Source organism: Stenotrophomonas sp. 115C5, from assembly GCF_056861055.1.
Genome location: NZ_JBSPUQ010000007.1, coordinates 202,766 through 219,573, shown reverse-complemented (window position 1 = coordinate 219,573; position 16,808 = coordinate 202,766). Strand labels below are relative to the sequence as shown.

Sequence of the window (16,808 nt, the reverse complement as noted above, 5' to 3'; positions counted from 1 at the left end):
TGGGTCCGGTTGAGGGGGACGCTGCAAGTACGTCCATGTAAGCTCGGTCGCCGCATCCATGCGGCTCACGCCCCCTCAACCGGACCCACCCCGCCTTCGACAGTTCTCCGCGAGTTGTCGGAATGGCATGGGGTCAGATCCGTTTTCCTTCGGAAAACGGATCTGACCCCAGATTGATTTCGATATCTGACAGAAATTCATCCACGCATGGCGTGGATCTACCAGACACCGGGAAATTGTCAGCAGCGGGGCGGTGTCGGAGTGCGGGGTGTCAGCCGCATGGATGCGGCTGCCAAGCCCCCATGGACGGGTTTACGGCGTCCCCGCACTCCGACACCGCCCCGCCAACCCACGGGATGCCAGCTTTTGCTTTTGCTGTTGCCTTGGCTTGAAGCCTCTGCGGGTGCAGGGCGCAGCCCTGCCGAACACCCCTCAATGCAGCAGGGCCGCCACCGCCGCGCGGAACCCGTCCTGGGCCTGCCCTGACTCCGGCGCATGATGCAGCTGCCGCACCGCGCGTCCCAGCCGTGCCGCCCCGACAAAACCACAACTGGCCTGCAACCGGTGCAGCTGGCTGCGCAGCTGGCGCTCGTCGTGCTGGTCCACGGCCTGCTCGACCGCGTCGCGTACCCCCGGCAACTCGGCCAGGAACAGCTCGCGCAGGGCGATCAGGTGGTTGCGCTGGCCATTGAGCGCGGCCAGTGCCGCGGTCTCGTCCCAGTCCTGCACCTGCAGCTCGACCGCTGCCGGGGCCGGGGCAACGAAGATCCCCGCCGGGCTGTTCACCAGCGCGCGGCGCACGGCTTTCAGCAACTGGTCGCGGCCCAGCGGCTTGACCAGCGTGTCGCTGAAGCCAGCTTCACGCAGGCGGGCATGGATGGAGGTGTCGCCATCGGCGGTATGCGCCAACGCGGGGGTATCGGGGTGTGAACGGCGCAGTTCGCGCAGCAGCTGCGCGCCGTTGCCGTCCGGCAGGTTGACGTCGATCAGCCACAGGTCATGCGCGCCGGGTTCGGCGCTCGCCAGCGCACTGGCCAGTGAATCTGCGGTGTCCACGTCCGCCGGTAACGTTTCCAACGCCGCCTTGAAAAAACCGCGGCTGATGATGTCGTCCTCGACAAGCAGGAAGCGGGGCCGGCTGGCCCGCGGGGTCATCTGCATCAGGGCTGCCTCCATGTCAGCTGTTGCAATCATCAAGCACGGCGGCGGCGGGCGCAAGCGGGTCCGGGCCCTGCCGGTCAGGATCTGCGACAATACGCCCCCATTTTTGCCCGCAGCCTGTTGCCACGTGGCCCGATCCCGCTCCCGCATCGACCGTACCCCGTTCCAGACCGAGATCCTCGACCTCAGCCATGATGGTCGCGGCGTCGCCCGCCGTGAGGGTGAAGGCGGCAAGGTCACCTTCGTCAGCGGCGCACTGCCGGGTGAGGTGGTCATGGCCGAACAGACCGCCCGCAGCCGCCATTTCGACGAAGCGCGCACGATGGAAGTGCTGAAGGCCTCGCCGCAGCGCGTGACCCCGAAGTGCCCGCACTTCGGCACCTGCGCCGGCTGCGTGCTGCAGCACCTGGACGAAGACCAGCAGATCGTCGCCAAGCAGCGCGTGCTGATGGACAACCTGGAACGCATCGGCCACGTGAAGCCGGGTACCGTGCTGGCGCCGCTGGTCGGCGAGAGCTGGGGCTACCGGCGCAAGGGCCGCTTCTCGGTGCGTCGGGTCGAGAAGAAGGACAAGACCCTGGTCGGTTTCCGTGAACAGGATCCGCGTTTCGTCGCCGACCTCAGCCAGTGCCTGACCGTGATCCCGGAGATCGGCACCAAGGTCGAGGCGCTGTCCACCTTCATCGAATCGCTCGATGGCAAGCGCGATATCCCGCAGATCGAGTTCATCGCCGGTGACCAGGCCGTGGTCCTGACCGTGCGTCACCTGCAGCCGCTCAGCGATGCCGATCGTGCGGCCTGGGCTGCCTTCGGCCAGCAGCATGGCTTCGTGATCTACCTGCAGTCCGGTGGCGTGGACACCGTGCAGCCGCTGGACGGGCAGGGCGTGCCGCTGTCGTTCCGGCTGGCGCCGTGGGATGTGGAGCTGGCGTTCCGTCCGCTGGACTTCATCCAGGTCAATGCCAAGCTCAACGAGAAGATGATCGCCCACGCCCTGGACCTGCTGGAACCGGGTGAGGACGAGCGCGTGCTGGACCTGTTCTGCGGCTTGGGCAACTTCACCCTGCCGCTGGCGCGTCGCGTGCGCGAAGTGGTGGGTGTGGAAGGTGATGGTGGCCTCGTCGCGCGTGCGCGTGAGAATGCCGAGCGCAATGGCCTGGCCAACGCCCAGTTCTTCAGCGCCGACCTGACCCAGGATCAGCGCAGCACGCCGTGGATGCGCCAGGGCTTCGACAAGCTGCTGCTGGACCCGCCGCGCTCGGGCGCGATCGAAGTGCTGCAGCAGCTGCCGCTGAAGCAGTTCAAGCGCATCGTCTACGTCAGCTGCCACCCGGGCTCGCTGGCCCGCGATGCCGGCTACCTGGTCAACGAACAGGGCTTCACCCTGGTCAGCGCCGGTGCCATGGACATGTTCCCGCACACCGCACACGTGGAAAGCATCGCGGTGTTCGAGAAGCGCTGATCTGTCATGCCCATCGCGCATAATGGTGCGATGGGCATCGAAATCGAACGCAAATTCCTCGTCAGCAGTGATGGCTGGCGCGCCGCCGCGCACCGGGTGATCCCGATGGCGCAGGGCTACATCAACGACATGGGCGCGCTCGACAGCGGCACCCAGAACGCCTCGGTGCGCGTGCGCATCGAAGGCGATCATGCCGCGCTGAACCTGAAGTCGCGCACCATCGGCCATACGCGCCAGGAGTTCGACTACCCGATCCCGGTGGACGATGCACGCGCGCTGCTGGCGCTGTGCGTGGGCGGCCTGATCGACAAGCGCCGCCATCTGGTCGAACACGCCGGCCTGACCTGGGAAGTGGACGAGTTCCTCGGCGACAACGCCGGCCTGGTGGTGGCCGAGGTCGAGCTGGACAGCGCCGACCAAGTCATCGACCTGCCGGACTGGGTTGGCGTCGAAGTCACCGATGATGCCCGCTACTACAACGTTGCCTTGGCCAGTCGCCCGTATTCAGAGTGGTGAACTCTAAAAAGGGGACGGAGGGGATTAAGTCGTCTTTACCCCACCTGTGCGGGAAGCGACTTAATCCCCTCCGTCCCCTTTTATCGAGGGAGGCGGGCCCCATGTCGTGGGGATGAGAATCGACATCTACTCCGACGTGGTCTGCCCCTGGTGCTGGATCGGCAAGCATCGTTTCCAGCAGGGCGTGCAGTTGCTGGGCGCGAACGCGCCTGAACTTGATATCCACTGGCAGCCGTTCCAGCTGGACCCGGACGCGGACGCCACCCCAGTGCCGCTGCGCGAGGCCTACGTGCGCAAGTTCGGGGGCGTCGAGCGTACCGAGCAGATCCTCGGCCAGACCCAGACCATCGCGCGTGCCGAGGGCCTGCCGATGGACTTCAGCCAGGGCCAGGTGCGGGTGACCACGCTGCCGGCGCACCGGGTGCTGTGGCTGGCCGGCGAGCATGGCGTGCAGGATGCGGTCGGCGAGGCTCTGTTCCGCGCTCACTTCGAGCACGGCCAGAACCTGGCCGATAGCGCCGTGCTGGTGAAGGCCGGCGTGGCTGGCGGTCTGGACGGTGGTGAAATCGCGCAGATGCTGGCCTCCGACCGCGGCCTGGCCGAGGTCGAAGCCAAGCTGGCGCAGGCCCATGCATTGGGCGTTTCTTCGGTGCCGACCTTCGTCATTGATGGGAAGTGGGCCATTTCCGGGGCACAGCCGCCGGAGGCCTTCGCCAACGCCCTGCGCCAGATTGCGGCCGAACAGGGCGCTCCGGCCACCCCGGCGGGCGACGACGAGGCCTGCGGCCCGGACGGCTGCAAGGTCTGACCGGCCCCCCAAAAAGGGGACGGAGGGGATTAAGACGTATCCAGCCCACCTGGGTCGATTGCGCCTTGATCCCCTCCGTCCCCTTTTTCTGACCACTGCGCCTGTCGGCCGGTTCTGCGACAATGCGGCACTGCGCCATGCGGGCGCGCGTTGTGGAGATCGACCATGCTGCTGATCGGCGTTGCCGGCACCGAACTGACCGCCCAGGAACGTGACTGGCTGCAGCACGATGCCGTGGCCGGGGTGGTGCTGTTCAAGCGCAACTTCGCCTCGCGCCAGCAGGTGACCGATCTGAGCGCGGCGATCCGTGCCGCTGCCCCACGCCCGCAGCTGATCTGCGTGGATCAGGAAGGCGGCCGCGTGCAGCGTTTCCGCGAGGGCTACAGCGAGCTGCCGCCGCTGCAGGACATCGGCGCGCTGTACGCCACCGATCCGCAGCAGGCGCTGGCGCTGGCCGAGCAGCATGCCTGGCTGATGGCCAGTGAAGTCCGCGCCAGCGGCCTGGATCTCAGCTTCGCGCCGGTGGTCGACCTGGGCCGCGGCAACCGCGCCATCGGCAACCGCGCCTTCAGTGAAGACCCGCAGGTGGTGGCCGCGTTCACCGCCGCCTACGTGCGCGGCATGCATGCGGTTGGCATGGCCGCCACGCTCAAGCATTTCCCCGGCCACGGCACCGTGCTGGAAGACACCCACGTCGATACCGCGATCGACCCGCGCGCGCTGGACGCGCTGCGCGCGCAGGACCTGGTCCCGTTCCAGGCCGGCATCGCCGCCGGTGCCGACGCGGTGATGATGGCGCACGTGATCTACCCGCAGATTGCGCCTGAACCGGCCGGCTACTCGCCGCGCTGGATCCAGGACATCCTGCGCGGAGAGCTCGGCTTCCGCGGCGTGGTGTTCTCCGATGACATCGGCATGGCCGCCTCGCACAGCGCCGGCGGTGTGCCCGCGCGCGTGCACGCGCATCTGGATGCCGGCTGCGACGTGGTGCTGGTCTGCCACCCGGAACTGGTCGATGAAGCCCTGCACGCGGTGCAGGGACGCTCCCTCAATACTGCTGCGCTGCTGGGCCTGATCGGCCGCGGCGCGCTTGGCTGGGATGGCCTGCTGGCCGATGCCCGCCATGGCGACACCCAATCCCGTCTGCTTGAAACCCTTGGAAGAACCGTCTGATGCCCAACCTCACCATTTCCCAGGCCCTGGCCCAGGCTGACCTGCTGGTCGACCGCCCCACCATCGACAAGGCCATCGCTGGTATCGCCGACGCCATCGCGCGCGATTACAAGGGCGAGGTGCCGCTGTTCCTGTCCATCATGCACGGTGCGCTGCCGTTCGCCGGCCAGCTGGCGCTGGAACTGGGCGCGCGCGGCCAGGACGTGCAGTTCGATTACCTGCACGCCACCCGTTACCGCGGTGAAACCACCGGCGGCGACCTGGTCTGGAAGCACAAGCCGGCCACCTCGCTGTTCGGCCGCCGCGTGCTGCTGGTCGACGACATTCTGGACGAGGGCTACACCCTGCAGGGCGTGCGCACCTGGTGCCTGGAACAGGGCGCGACCGACGTGCGCATCGCCGCGATGACGGTGAAGAAACACGACCGCGCGCTACCGGACGTGACCGCCGACTACGCCGGCATCGAACTGCCGGACCGCTACGTGTTCGGCTTCGGCATGGACGTCAATGAAACCCTGCGCTGCGTGCCGGCCATCTACGCGATGAAGGAATAACGGCGCAGCCGCCCGCGGCGCGTCTTCTTCTGCCGCCGGCATCCTCGGGTGCCGGCGTTCGTCTTTTCATGGAGTGCTTCGAATGCAACAGATCGCCCTGGCCGTGATCGGCGGTACCGGTGTCTACAACCTGGCCAAGCTTGACGATGTGCAGACCCACGAGGTCGACACCCGCTTCGGCCGCCCGTCGGGCCCGGTGCGCGTCGGTACGCTGCTCGGCCATCGCGTGGCGTTCCTGGCGCGGCATGGCGAAGGCCATTCGCTGCCGCCGCACAAGATCAACTACCGCGCCAACCTGGCCGCGCTGCAGCAGCTGGGCGCGCAGCGCGTGCTGGCGTTGAACACGGTGGGGGGCATCACCGAACACTTTGGTCCGCGCGTGCTGGCTTGCCCGGACCAGATCATCGACTACACCTGGGGCCGCATCAGCACGATCTGTGAAGAAGAAGGCACCGACGTGATCCACGTCGATTTCGGCCATCCGTACACGCCGATGCTGCGCAGCAAGATCCTGGCCGCGGCCAGAGTGACCGGTGTCACGGTCCATGACGGTGGCTGCTACGGCGCAACGCAGGGCCCGCGCCTGGAAACCATCGCTGAAATCGCCCGTATGCGCCGCGACGGCTGCGATCTGGTGGGCATGACCGGCATGCCGGAAGCCGCGCTTGCACGCGAGCTGGGCCTGGATTACGCCTGCCTGGCGATCATCGCCAACTGGGCCGCCGGCTGCGGTGATGGCGAGGAGATTACGATGGCCGAAGTACTGGCCAACGTGCAGGCGGCCGGCAACGGACTTCCGGAACTGGTGGGCGAATTGGCACGGGGGTGATTGTCTTCCCCGAGCAAGCTTTGCATACTCAGCTTGTGCGCGGGTTCAGCGTACACCACCCATTCATTGCATAAGGTCTCGCATCACCATGCCGAACGGTACCGTCAAGTGGTTCAACGACGCCAAGGGATTTGGCTTCATCTCGCCGGAGGATGGCAGCGCCGACGTGTTCGCGCACTTCTCCGCCATCAACTCCAAGGGCTTCCGCAGCCTGCAGGAAGGCCAGCGTGTCACCTATGACGTGACCCAGGGCCCGAAGGGTGCCCAGGCTTCGAACATCACGCCGGCCGAGTGATCCACTCGACAGTGCGTTGAAAACCCCGCTTCGGCGGGGTTTTTTTTTGCGCAGTGGATCCACGCCATGCGTGGATGCCGTGCGCGGCTTCCCTTCTCCATTCGCAACCCACCTCGGGCACAATGCGCCCATGAAGGAACGACTGCGCATCGCCGTGATCGGCTACGGCACCGCTGGACAGGCAGTGTCCATCCTGCTCACCCGTGACGGCCACGAGGTGGAGATCTTCGAACGCGTGCCCACGCCGGGACCGGTTGGCGCCGGCTTCCTGCTGCAGCCCAGCGGCCTGCAGGTACTGTGGCAGATGGGCCTGCTTGATTCCGTGCGCGCACATGCCGCGCCGGTGCACCGCCTGTATGGCGACACGCCGTGCGAGCGCGCGGTGATGGACATGCGTTACGACGGACTGGATGCGCGCCTGCACGGCCTGGGCATGCAGCGCGGGGCCTTGTTCTCGCTGCTGGACGAAGCGCGCGCGGGTGCAGGCCAGTTGCATGCGGGCGTCAGCATCGCGGCGGTGGATGCCGAGCAGGGCCGCCTGCGCGACAGCGACGGTCGCATGCACGGCCCGTTCGATCTGGTGGTGGCCGCCGATGGCGCCGCCTCGACGCTGCGCGGTACGATCGCCGGCGGTGCCGGGCTGGACCGCGTGTATCCGTGGGGGGCGCTGTGGTGCCTGCTGCCGGCCGAAGACTGGCCGCACGTGCGGGAGCTGCGCCAGCGCTACGTGGCCGCGCGCAAGATGATCGGGCTGCTGCCGGTCGGTACGCGCCCCGGTGATGACACGCCGCGCCTGAGCTTCTTCTGGAGCCTGCCACGCGCCGACTTCGAGCGCTGGCAGGCCGACGGCATGACCCCCTGGCTGGATGAACTGCATGCACTGTGGCCGCAGGCCAGTGCGCGCTTCGCCCATCTGCGCGATGCCGGCCAGCTGGCGCGTGCGGTCTATCGCGATGCAGTGATGACGCGCTGGCACCAGGGCCGCATGGTGCTGGCCGGTGATGCCGCGCATGCGATGAGCCCGCAGCTGGGGCAGGGCGTGAACATGGCGCTGCTCGATGCGTTGGCATTGCGCGATGCCGTGCGCGCGCAGGGTGGCGGTGCCGGAGCGTTGCAGGCGTACCAGGCGCAGCGCAGGGCACACGTTGCGGTATACCAGCGCTGGAGTCGTTGGCTGACGCCGCTGTTCCAGTCCGACCGCGACGCCTGGGCCAAGGCGCGTGATGTGCTGCTGGGCCCGATGGGGCGCCTGCCTGGTGGCCGTGGCCACATGCTGCGGGTGCTCAGTGGCACGCAGCATGGTTGGTTTGGCTCGCTGGCACTGGATCCGGCTTTCGTCGACGCACTGGCCATCGCAGCGGAGATGCCTCGCATCAACGCGATCACGGCCAATGCGTGAAGCGCGTCGTCACGTGAATTAACGGTTGCCTCACCGTAGATATGCGAGAAGTAGCTTGCACGCGATTGCGCGTCGCCCGTTTTCCTTTCCGTGATCAACATCGCGCGTGGCCCGGGCGGCGCTGCCGTTGCGGCCTGTTGCGGCCCGGACGTGCCGCCTGTTGTTGAAGAGGAGGACGCCATGTTGTTCGCGGTCGAGGAGCTGGAATCGGAAATCTGCAAGCTGCGCGGACTGCTGCAGATGCTGCACGAGGACCAGCCCGACGTACTGGAGGACGTGTTCGAGTTCCATGTCGGCAGCCTGATCAGTCATGCATCAGCGGAGCACCACGCACGCATCCGCACCTGCGCGCAGGAGATGCTGACGGCGATCCAGGCGTTGCCGCGGCGACGTGAAGATGACACGCCTGATTTCCGGTTGATGCCGCAGCTGGGTATTCGTCCGGCCTGATTCAAGCCTCCGGCAGTTCCACCAGGCCGCCCTGCACGCAGACGATCATCTGCTCGCCAGGGACGGGGGCAGGGACGATTCCGGCGGTAAACGCGGAGAAGGCGGGCAGGATTGTCATCCGGTCGCGCAGCCAGAACGCGGCGAAGCGCCGCCGCAGGGGCGGCAAGGCAACCTGCGGATGCAGATGCCCGGCGATCACATGCAGCTCTGCATCGGGCATCGGCTCATGCCGAAGCAGGAACGGCCCCAGCCGTACTTCATCGTGGATCTGGACCTGCAACTGCGCATGCGGCAGCTGGCGGTCGTGATTGCCGCGCAGAACATGCACGTCCAGTGCAGCATTGCGTTCACGCCATCCCAGCCATTGCTGGTACCAGGCAGCGCGATGCGCTGGCCCATGCAGGATGTCGCCCAGGATCCACAGCTCGCGGCAGGCATGCCTGTCCAGCAGCCCCTGCAGGCGTTGCAGGTCTTCGCCGGTGCCGCCGCTGGGCAACGCGATGCCGGCACGACGGAATGCATCGGCCTTGCCCAGGTGCAGGTCGGCGATCAACAGCGCCTGCCGCGCAGGCCAGTACAGTGCACGCGCGCCAAGCAGAATCAGCGATTCGCCGGCGCGCAGCAGCGGCAGTTCATCGGCCATGGCGGCGCTCCAGCTGCTGGGCCGCGCGTTGCACACGGGTGCGCCAGTCTTCGTTGCTGAACTGCCCGCGCAGGCGTTCGGCCCACAGTGGAAAGCCCAGCGGTGTGAGTGACGCCGGGTGCTGCACCGAGAGGACCTGCATGCCGATCCTTGCCAGTACCTGCTGCAGCCCTGGGAGGTCCAGGCTGTCGTGCAGCACTTCGCGTTCGGCCAATGCCAACAGCAGGTGGCCGGGATCATGCTCGCGCAGTACGTCGTAGAGCAGGCCCGCCGAGGCCTGCAGCTGGCGCAGCGACCGCGGCATGCCGCCGGGCAGGCTGGGCACCAGCAGGCCGGATACGCGTGCGATGCCACGGAACTGGCGCCGCGCCAGCTCGCCCAGGTTCACTGCCGCGCGCAGATCGTCCAGCAGCTGATCGGGGGTGAACAATGCGCGCCATTGCGCCGCATCCAGATCGATCGCCTGCGCCGGTGCCAGCACCAGGCCATGATCGTTCACCGCATAGCCGATGCTGTTGCGCTGCCAGCGGGTACAGCGCAGTGCCAGCAGGGCGGCCAGCGCCTCGTGCACGTGGCGGCCGGCAAAGGGGTAGACGAACAGGAACTGGCCTTCGCGGCGCCGCACCTCTTCCACCAGCAGATGTTCCGGGCCGGGAAGCGCCGACAACTGCTGCTGCAGTGCCAGCAACGGTGACAACCAGCGTGATTCGGCACTGTCGTCGGCACCGGACAGTACCCACTCCAGCTCACGGCCGAGCGGTATCGACAGCGGCAACTGGCCTCCCTGCCAGCGCGGCACCACACCATCACCGCGCCCTCGCGCCAACCGCACGAAGGCGGTCATGTCGCGCAGCTGCACCAGTTCCAGCAGGCGCCCGGCGAACTGGAAGCGATCACCACGGCGCAGGCGGCTGGCGAACTGTTCCTCCACGGCGCCCAGGCCACCCCCACGCAGGAACTGCACGCGCACGCTGCCATCGCTGCTGATGGTGCCGATCGACAGCCGATGACGCAGTGCCTGGCGGCGATCGTGCATGCGGTAGCAGCCGTCGTCATCGCGCACGACCTTGTGGAAATCAGGGTACTGGGCCAGCGCCTGGCCGCCCTGCACGATGAAGGTCAGTACCGCCTGCCATTGGCCGTCGCCGAGCGATGCGAAGGCGTGGGTGCGCCGCACCTGCGCCAGTAGCGCGTCGCTGTCGAAGCCACCGGCCAGCGCGCGGCTGACCGCATGCTGGGCCAGCACATCCAGCGACAGTGTCGGCGGCCTGCGTGCTTCGACCACGCCTTTGGCCAATGCACGGCGCACCGCCGCGTACTCGGCCAGTTCCAGCGCATGGCTGGGCACGCACAGGATGGAACCGCTGGCACCGGGGCGGTGGCGCGCACGTCCGGCGCGTTGGCGCAGGCGGGCCACACCCTTCGGGCTGCCCAGCTGCAGTACCTGCTCAACCTCAGGGAAGTCCACGCCGAGGTCGAGGCTGGAGGTGGCAACCACGCAGCGCAGCACGCCCGCGCGCAGGCCATCCTCCACCTGCTGGCGCAGCGCCGGATCCAGTGAGCCGTGGTGCAGCGCAAGCGTGTCCTGGTCCTCGGGCCAGACCGCGGCCAGTGCCTGATGCCATAGTTCCGCCTGCGCACGCGTATTGGTGAACAACAGGCTGCTGCGTGCCTGCATCAACGCGCCCAGCACGCGAGGCAGTTGCGCCAGGCCCAGATGCCCCGCCCAGGGGAAACGTTCGCCGGGGTCGGGCAGCAGGCTGCGGACGCTGATTGCACGCGGGCGCACGCCCTGCACGATGGGCACGTCGGGCTGCCCGGGCAGCAGCACGTCGCGTGCCTCCTGCAGATTGCCCAGCGTGGCCGACAGCCCCCACAGCTGCACTGCAGGTGCGGCGTCGCGCAACACCGCCAGGTTCAACTGCAGCAGCACACCGCGCTTGTTGCCCAGCAGTTCATGCCATTCGTCCACCACCACGCAGCGCAGCTGGCGCATGCGCGGCAGCGTATCCGGATAGCTCAGCAGCAGCGCCAGCGATTCGGGTGTGGTCACCAGCACGTCGATGCGGCCTTCGCGGGCCTGGCGCCGCTCGCGGTTGCTGGCGTCACCGCTGCGCAGGCCGACACGCCATCCCAGTCCCAGGCCGTCGACGACGGCCTGAAGGGCGCGGGTGGTATCACTGGCCAACGCGCGCAAAGGCGTCACCCACAGCACCTGCAGTGGGCGCACCGCGCTGGCCCGGCGGGGCGAGGGCGGTGGATCGATAAGCGCCTGCAGCAACGGCCCACCGAACATCGCAAGCGTCTTGCCGCTGCCCGTGGGCGTATGCAGCAACCCGGATTCGCCGGCCAGGTAGTGGCGCCACATTGCGCGCTGGAATGGCAGTGAGCGCCAGCCGCGTGCCGTGAACCAGTCTTCCAGCCGGCGCAGCGCCTGGCTGCGGTTCATCGCGCCAGCGCCTGCAGGCTGGCCAGCTGATCGGCCTCGCTGGCAGGCTTGTCGTGGCGCCAGCGCAGGATGCGCGGAAAGCGCACGGCGATTCCGGACTTGTGCCGGCTGCTGCGGTTGACCGCTTCGAAACCCAGCTCGAACACCTGTTCGGCGCGCACGCTGCGCACCGGCCCGAAGCGCTCGCGGGTGTTGGCGCGGATCCAGCGGTCGAGCGCGAGGATCTCCTTGTCGTCCAGGCCCGAATACGCCTTGGCCACCGGCACCAGCGTGTCTCCGTCCCAGACGCCGAAGGTGTAGTCAGTGTACAGCGTGCTGCGCCGCCCGTGGCCGGCCTGTGCGTACAGCAGCACCGCGTCGATCGTGAGTGGATCGACTTTCCATTTCCACCAGTCGCCGCGTCGTCGCCCTGCCTGGTAAGGGGACGTGCGCCGCTTCAGCATCAACCCCTCCACACCGCGTTCGCGTGCCACGTCGCGCATCGCTGCTGCCCGTTGCCAATCGTCGGCGTCAACGTCGGGCGACAGCTGGATCCGCACATCGTCCAGCGCACCGATGACCTCAGTGAGCCGCGTTCGCCGTTCCTGCAACGGCAGCTCACGCAGGTCCGCGCCATCGTGTTCCAGCAGGTCATAGGCGAGCACGCGCACCGGCGTATTGCGCAGGGTCGCTGCTCCTGGCTTGCGACGTTGGATGCGGGTCTGCAGTGCGGTGAAGGCGCGCGGCAGGATGGCGTTGTCGTCCCAGGCCAGCAGCTCGCCGTCCAGCACGCAGCCATCGGGAAGCGCCATCGCCGCCTGCTCGATTTCGGGGAATCGGCCATCCAGTCGTTCCTCGCCACGCGACCACAATGCGACCTCGCCACGCCGGCGCAGCAGCTGCAGGCGGATGCCATCCCATTTCCATTCCAGCAGCCAGTCATCGATCGGGCCGAGCCGTTCGGCAGGTTCACCTTCCAGTGGCGATGCGAGGAAGAACGGGTAGGGCTGCTGACGGTCAAGCGGAAGCTCATCCGGCGACAGCAGCTGAGCCAGCAGCCCGGGCGAGGGCACCCACTCGCCAAGCATGCGCTGGGCGATGCGTGCGATGTCCAGGCCGGACCATTCGGCCAGTGCCTGCTGTACCAGCCGCTGCGAAACACCTACACGCAGGGCACCGGTCAGCAGCTTGTTGAACACCAGGCGTTCGCTGCTGCACAGCTGCTGCCAGCCTGCGACGACCGCCGCACGGCGCACTGCTTCGGGTTGATTGGCCACCGCCAGCAGATGTTGTTCGATCCATTCGGCCAAGGGGCGGTCGGCAGCTGGCCGGGATGGATCATCCAGCAGCAGGGTCAGCGTTTCGGCCAGGTCCCCCACCTGCGCATAGCTGTCCTCCACCAACCAGGGCGGCAGGCCCGATTCCTCGCTCACCCACGCGCGCAGTTCGCCGCTGGCGGCGATCCTGCGGCGTGCGCCGCCCACCTTGCCGCCGCTGAGCAGGTACAGCGCCCATGCCGCGTCATGCGCACGCGCCTGGCGGAAGTAATCGACCAGCGCCGCACGCTTGTCCAGCGTGGCGGTGCTGCGGTCCAGGCGCTGGTAGAGCGCAGCGAATGCCTTCATTCTTCGCTCCCGAAATCGGTACGGAAGGCTTCGGCAGCCACGCCGCGCTCGCGCAGGAACGGAATCAACGCATCGGTATTGCCATGGGTAGCGATCACCCGCTGGGCGCCCGTCTGTTCGATGGTCTGCAGCAGCGCGGGCCAATCGGCGTGATCGGAAATGACGAAACCGCGATCGACGTTGCGACGCCGCCGATTGCCGCGCAGCTGCATCCAGCCGGATGCGAAGCCCAGCTGGTGGCGGCCGAAGCGACGCATCCAGGGCGTGCCCGCAGCTGACGGCGGCGCGAGGATCAGCTGCCCGGCGGCATCCGGCTGGCGGCCCTGTTCGGCCACGGTGAGCGTCTCCAGCATCGGTACGCCGGCCTGCCGGTAGACCGCCACACCATTGGCGATGGCGCCATGCAGCCAGGCCGGGCGATCGTCCAGTGGCCGCAGTTCGGCCAGCACCCGTTGCGCCTTGCCCAATGCATAGCACAGCAGGATCGCCGCTTCGCCGCGTTGTTCGCATTCGCGGCGCCACGCCACGATTTCCGCAGCCACCGCCGGCGTGTCCGGCCAGCGGTAGATGGGCAGGGCGAACGTGGCTTCGGTGATGAAGGTATCGCAGGGCACCACTTCGAACGGCGCGCAGGTCGGGTCGGGCTGGCGCTTGTAGTCGCCCGAGGCCACCCAGACCTGCCGGCCGTCGTCGATGCGCACCTGGGAAGAGCCGAGGACATGGCCGGCAGGGTGCAGCGATACCTGCACCTTCCCCAGGCGGAACGGCACGCCCTCGACGTGCGCCTGCACCGGCACGTCACCCAGGCGCCAGCGCAGGATCGGCAGGCTGCCTTCGCTGCAGTGGTACTCGCCCATGCCCGGACGGGCATGGTCGCCGTGGCCATGGGTGATGACCGCACGCGCTACCGGTCGCCACGGGTCGATATGAAAATCGCCGGCGGCGCAGTACAGCCCCTCCGGGCGCAGCACCACCAGATCGTCGTTGCCTGCCATGTGGTCACTGTGGCCTGCGTCTCGTGCAGAGGGTGAGAATCGGCCTGAACACGGGCTTGGCAGGCGATGCGGCACAATCGGGGCGCAGACCTCTTGCCGCCAGGATGGACCGGATGAGTGGACCCAGCTTCAGCAGCAACGCGCCGTATGAAACCCATGTGGTGCTGAACCAGCCGCCGCCGTTCGCAGGGCGGCAGTTGTGGACCGACGACGTGGCGCTGATGGAAGCCGTGCAGCGCGAAGGCGCCGCCAGCTTCGCGCCGCGGCTGGGTGTCTATGGTGCACTCGCCGGTGATGAACTGTACCGGCTCGGCTTCGATGCCAACCGTGATCGTCCGCGGCTGCGCACGCACGATGCACAGGGCCATCGCATCGACACGGTGGAGTTCCATCCGGCCTATCACCGGTTGATGGACACGGCCAAATCGCACGGCGTCGCAGGATTGTCCTGGCATGAGCCGCAGCCTGGCGCACATGTGGCACGTGCGGTGTTGAGCTACCTGCATCACCAGGCCGAGGCGGGCACCAGCTGCCCGCTGACCATGACCCATGCGGCGGTGGCGGTGCTGCATTCGCAGTCGCATCTGGCCGAGTGGGCGCGCAAGGCCGCTGCACCGGTCTATGACCCGCGCGACGTGCCGGTGGCGGACAAGGCCGGCATCACCTTGGGCATGGGCATGACGGAGAAGCAGGGCGGCTCGGATGTCCGCGCCAACAGCACGCGCGCCGAACCGATCGATGGCGAGCGTTACCGCCTGGTCGGCCACAAGTGGTTCTTTTCCGCGCCGATGTGCGATGGCTTCCTGGTGCTGGCGCAGGCGCCGGGAGGACTGACCTGCCTGCTGATGCCGCGCCGGCTGGCCGATGGTGACCGCAATGCGTTCCGGTTGATGCGGCTGAAGGACAAGCTTGGCGATTGGGCCAACGCCTCCAGCGAGGTCGAGTTCTGCGGCGCACAGGCATGGCGCGTGGGCGAAGAGGGGCGCGGCGTGGCCACCATCATCGGCATGGTGATGATGACCCGCCTGGACTGCATGCTGGGTGCGGCGGCAGAGATGCGCATGGCGCTGGCGCAGGCCCTGCACCACGCACGCCATCGACGCACCTTCGGCAAACTGCTGGTCGAGCACCCGCTGATGACCAACGTGCTGGCTGATCTGGCGCTGGAGTCGGAAGCGGCCACGGTGTTGGCGATGCGCATCGCACGCGCGGTGGATCGTGCCGGTGTGGATGCCAATGAAGCGGCGATGGCTCGGTTGGGGACGGCGTTGGGCAAGTACTGGCTGTGCAAGCGCGCACCGGCCTTTGTCAATGAAGCGCAGGAATGCCTGGGCGGTGCGGGCTACGTGGAGGAGTCGATGCTGCCGCGCCTGTACCGGCAGGCACCGTTGAATTCGATATGGGAGGGCAGCGGCAACATCCAGTGCCTGGATGTGCTGCGCGCGCTGGCGCGTGAGCCGGAGGCGATGGCGGCGTTGCGCGGTGAGCTGGCGTCGGTGGCTGATCGTGATGCGCGCTATGCAGCGTCATTGCAGCGTTGGGCAGCGGCGCCGCCACCGGAGGAAGCGCAGGCGCGGCTGTTCTGCGAGCGCACTGCGCTGCTGCTGCAGGCGGCGCTGCTGCTGCGTGCGCGCAGTCCGATGGCGGAGGCGTTCGTGCGCAGCCGGCTGGAAGGGGAGCATGGGCTGGCGTTTGGGACGCTCCCGGCGGGGCTGGAGCTGACGGCGATGCTGGCGCGCGCGCTGCCGTAGGGAATAGCCAACGGCGGTGCCCCTCGTGGTGGGCGCTGATACTGATGGATGGGCCGCGCGGGTAGGTTGCGCTGGGGGCGCCGTGAATACGTCCTTGTAGGCTCGGGCGCGCCATCCATGGCGTTACGCCCCTGCGCAACCTACCCGCGCGGCCTTGGACGGTTTCCGTGCCGTCCACCACGGAATCAACAGAAAGAGCGGAGAGCGAAAAGCAGAAAAGCCGCGGCAGTGCCGCGGCTTTTCCTGTAGCGCCGAGCCGATGCTCGGCTGCCGATACACCTCAGTGCTTGGCTTCTTCCTTGGCGGCGTTGGCCTTGGCGTCATTGGCGACATCACGTGCCTTGTCGGCAACCTTCTGCGCGGCGTTGGCGGTCGCGTCGCTGGCGTGTGCGGCGGCGTCGGTTGCGGCGTCCTTGGCCTTGTCGGCCGCGTTCGCGGTGGCGTCTGCAGCCTTGTCCAGCGCCTGCTGGGTATCGGCGGCGGCCTGCTCGGACGCGGCAGCGGTCTTGTCGGCGGCGTTGCGGGTGGCTTCGGCGGCCTTGTCCACGGCGTCACGGGCGGCAGCGCCTGCGCTGTCGGCAGCCTGCTGTGCGTCCTGCTTGGCCTGTTCGGCTTCCGGGCCCTTGCAGGCGGCCAGGGCCAGCAGCAGGGAGGCGGCCAGCAGGGTGGTGGTGATCGGACGAATCTTCATGGCGGTCTCCGGTACTGCAATGGATGGG

The 16,808-nt window shown here is 67.8% G+C and carries 16 protein-coding genes; 10 read left to right on the top strand and 6 right to left on the bottom strand.

What is annotated here, in order from left to right; all coding sequences use genetic code 11:
* Positions 1-432: 432 nt before the first annotated feature.
* Positions 433-1,161 (bottom strand): response regulator, encoded by a 729-nt coding sequence (locus tag AC13FN_RS11450; RefSeq protein WP_010482825.1) that lies wholly within the window; start codon positions 1,159-1,161, stop codon positions 433-435.
* A gap of 127 nt (positions 1,162-1,288) precedes the next feature.
* Here AC13FN_RS11450 and rlmD point away from each other — a divergent pair, with 127 nt between their 5' ends.
* The 9 genes from rlmD to AC13FN_RS11405 all read left to right on the top strand — a co-directional run bounded on the left by rlmD (position 1,289) and on the right by AC13FN_RS11405 (position 8,647).
* Entirely contained in the window at positions 1,289-2,623 is a 1,335-nt protein-coding gene (gene rlmD / locus AC13FN_RS11445; protein ID WP_054172297.1) for a 23S rRNA (uracil(1939)-C(5))-methyltransferase RlmD, read from the top strand.
* A gap of 30 nt (positions 2,624-2,653) precedes the next feature.
* The gene (locus tag AC13FN_RS11440; RefSeq protein ID WP_054172298.1) at positions 2,654-3,139 is read left to right on the top strand and encodes a CYTH domain-containing protein; all 486 of its coding nucleotides are present in this window, start codon (positions 2,654-2,656) and stop codon (positions 3,137-3,139) included.
* A 112-nt stretch (positions 3,140-3,251) separates the two neighbouring features.
* Positions 3,252-3,947, top strand: a complete 696-nt coding sequence (locus tag AC13FN_RS11435) for a DsbA family oxidoreductase (RefSeq protein WP_482984936.1) — start codon at positions 3,252-3,254, stop codon at positions 3,945-3,947.
* Positions 3,948-4,112: 165 nt separating this feature from the next.
* The gene (gene nagZ, locus AC13FN_RS11430) at positions 4,113-5,120 is read left to right on the top strand and encodes a beta-N-acetylhexosaminidase (protein WP_054172295.1); all 1,008 of its coding nucleotides are present in this window, start codon (positions 4,113-4,115) and stop codon (positions 5,118-5,120) included.
* Positions 5,120-5,674, top strand: coding sequence for a hypoxanthine-guanine phosphoribosyltransferase (locus AC13FN_RS11425; protein ID WP_005410592.1), 555 nt, complete (start codon positions 5,120-5,122; stop codon positions 5,672-5,674). Before nagZ ends, AC13FN_RS11425 begins: the two co-directional genes overlap by 1 nt.
* An 82-nt stretch (positions 5,675-5,756) precedes the next feature.
* The gene (locus AC13FN_RS11420; protein WP_054172294.1) at positions 5,757-6,503 is read left to right on the top strand and encodes an S-methyl-5'-thioinosine phosphorylase; all 747 of its coding nucleotides are present in this window, start codon (positions 5,757-5,759) and stop codon (positions 6,501-6,503) included.
* Positions 6,504-6,591: 88 nt separating this feature from the next.
* Entirely contained in the window at positions 6,592-6,798 is a 207-nt protein-coding gene (locus tag AC13FN_RS11415; RefSeq protein WP_005410590.1) for a cold-shock protein, read from the top strand.
* Positions 6,799-6,928: 130 nt separating this feature from the next.
* Positions 6,929-8,197 carry an FAD-dependent oxidoreductase gene (locus tag AC13FN_RS11410; RefSeq protein WP_054172293.1) on the top strand — a complete coding sequence of 423 codons (1,269 nt, stop codon included), beginning with the start codon at positions 6,929-6,931 and terminating at the stop codon, positions 8,195-8,197.
* A gap of 180 nt (positions 8,198-8,377) precedes the next feature.
* The gene (locus tag AC13FN_RS11405) at positions 8,378-8,647 is read left to right on the top strand and encodes a hypothetical protein (RefSeq protein WP_054172292.1); all 270 of its coding nucleotides are present in this window, start codon (positions 8,378-8,380) and stop codon (positions 8,645-8,647) included.
* A 1-nt stretch (position 8,648) separates the two neighbouring features.
* Here AC13FN_RS11405 and pdeM read toward each other — a convergent pair whose 3' ends face one another.
* From pdeM to AC13FN_RS11385, 4 genes are read right to left on the bottom strand one after another with little or no spacing between them, the layout of a single operon-like run.
* The gene (gene pdeM, locus AC13FN_RS11400) at positions 8,649-9,290 is read right to left on the bottom strand and encodes a ligase-associated DNA damage response endonuclease PdeM (protein WP_054172291.1); all 642 of its coding nucleotides are present in this window, start codon (positions 9,288-9,290) and stop codon (positions 8,649-8,651) included.
* Positions 9,280-11,739 (bottom strand): ligase-associated DNA damage response DEXH box helicase, encoded by a 2,460-nt coding sequence (locus AC13FN_RS11395; RefSeq protein WP_054172290.1) that lies wholly within the window; start codon positions 11,737-11,739, stop codon positions 9,280-9,282. The genes pdeM and AC13FN_RS11395 overlap by 11 nt, the downstream gene beginning before the upstream one ends.
* Complete coding sequence (locus tag AC13FN_RS11390) at positions 11,736-13,343, bottom strand: ATP-dependent DNA ligase (RefSeq protein WP_054172289.1); 1,608 nt, start codon at positions 13,341-13,343, stop codon at positions 11,736-11,738. The genes AC13FN_RS11395 and AC13FN_RS11390 overlap by 4 nt, the downstream gene beginning before the upstream one ends.
* On the bottom strand, positions 13,340-14,338 hold the full coding sequence (locus tag AC13FN_RS11385) for a ligase-associated DNA damage response exonuclease (protein WP_043402344.1): 999 nt from the start codon (positions 14,336-14,338) through the stop codon (positions 13,340-13,342). The genes AC13FN_RS11390 and AC13FN_RS11385 overlap by 4 nt, the downstream gene beginning before the upstream one ends.
* Before the next feature lie 113 nt (positions 14,339-14,451).
* Between AC13FN_RS11385 and AC13FN_RS11380 the strand changes: the two genes are divergently transcribed.
* A complete protein-coding gene (locus AC13FN_RS11380; RefSeq protein ID WP_054172288.1) occupies positions 14,452-16,089 on the top strand; it encodes an acyl-CoA dehydrogenase family protein in 1,638 nt (545 codons plus the stop codon).
* Positions 16,090-16,369: 280 nt separating this feature from the next.
* Here AC13FN_RS11380 and AC13FN_RS11375 read toward each other — a convergent pair whose 3' ends face one another.
* Positions 16,370-16,780, bottom strand: a complete 411-nt coding sequence (locus AC13FN_RS11375) for a hypothetical protein (protein ID WP_010482846.1) — start codon at positions 16,778-16,780, stop codon at positions 16,370-16,372.
* Between the last annotated feature and the right edge of the window lie 28 nt (positions 16,781-16,808).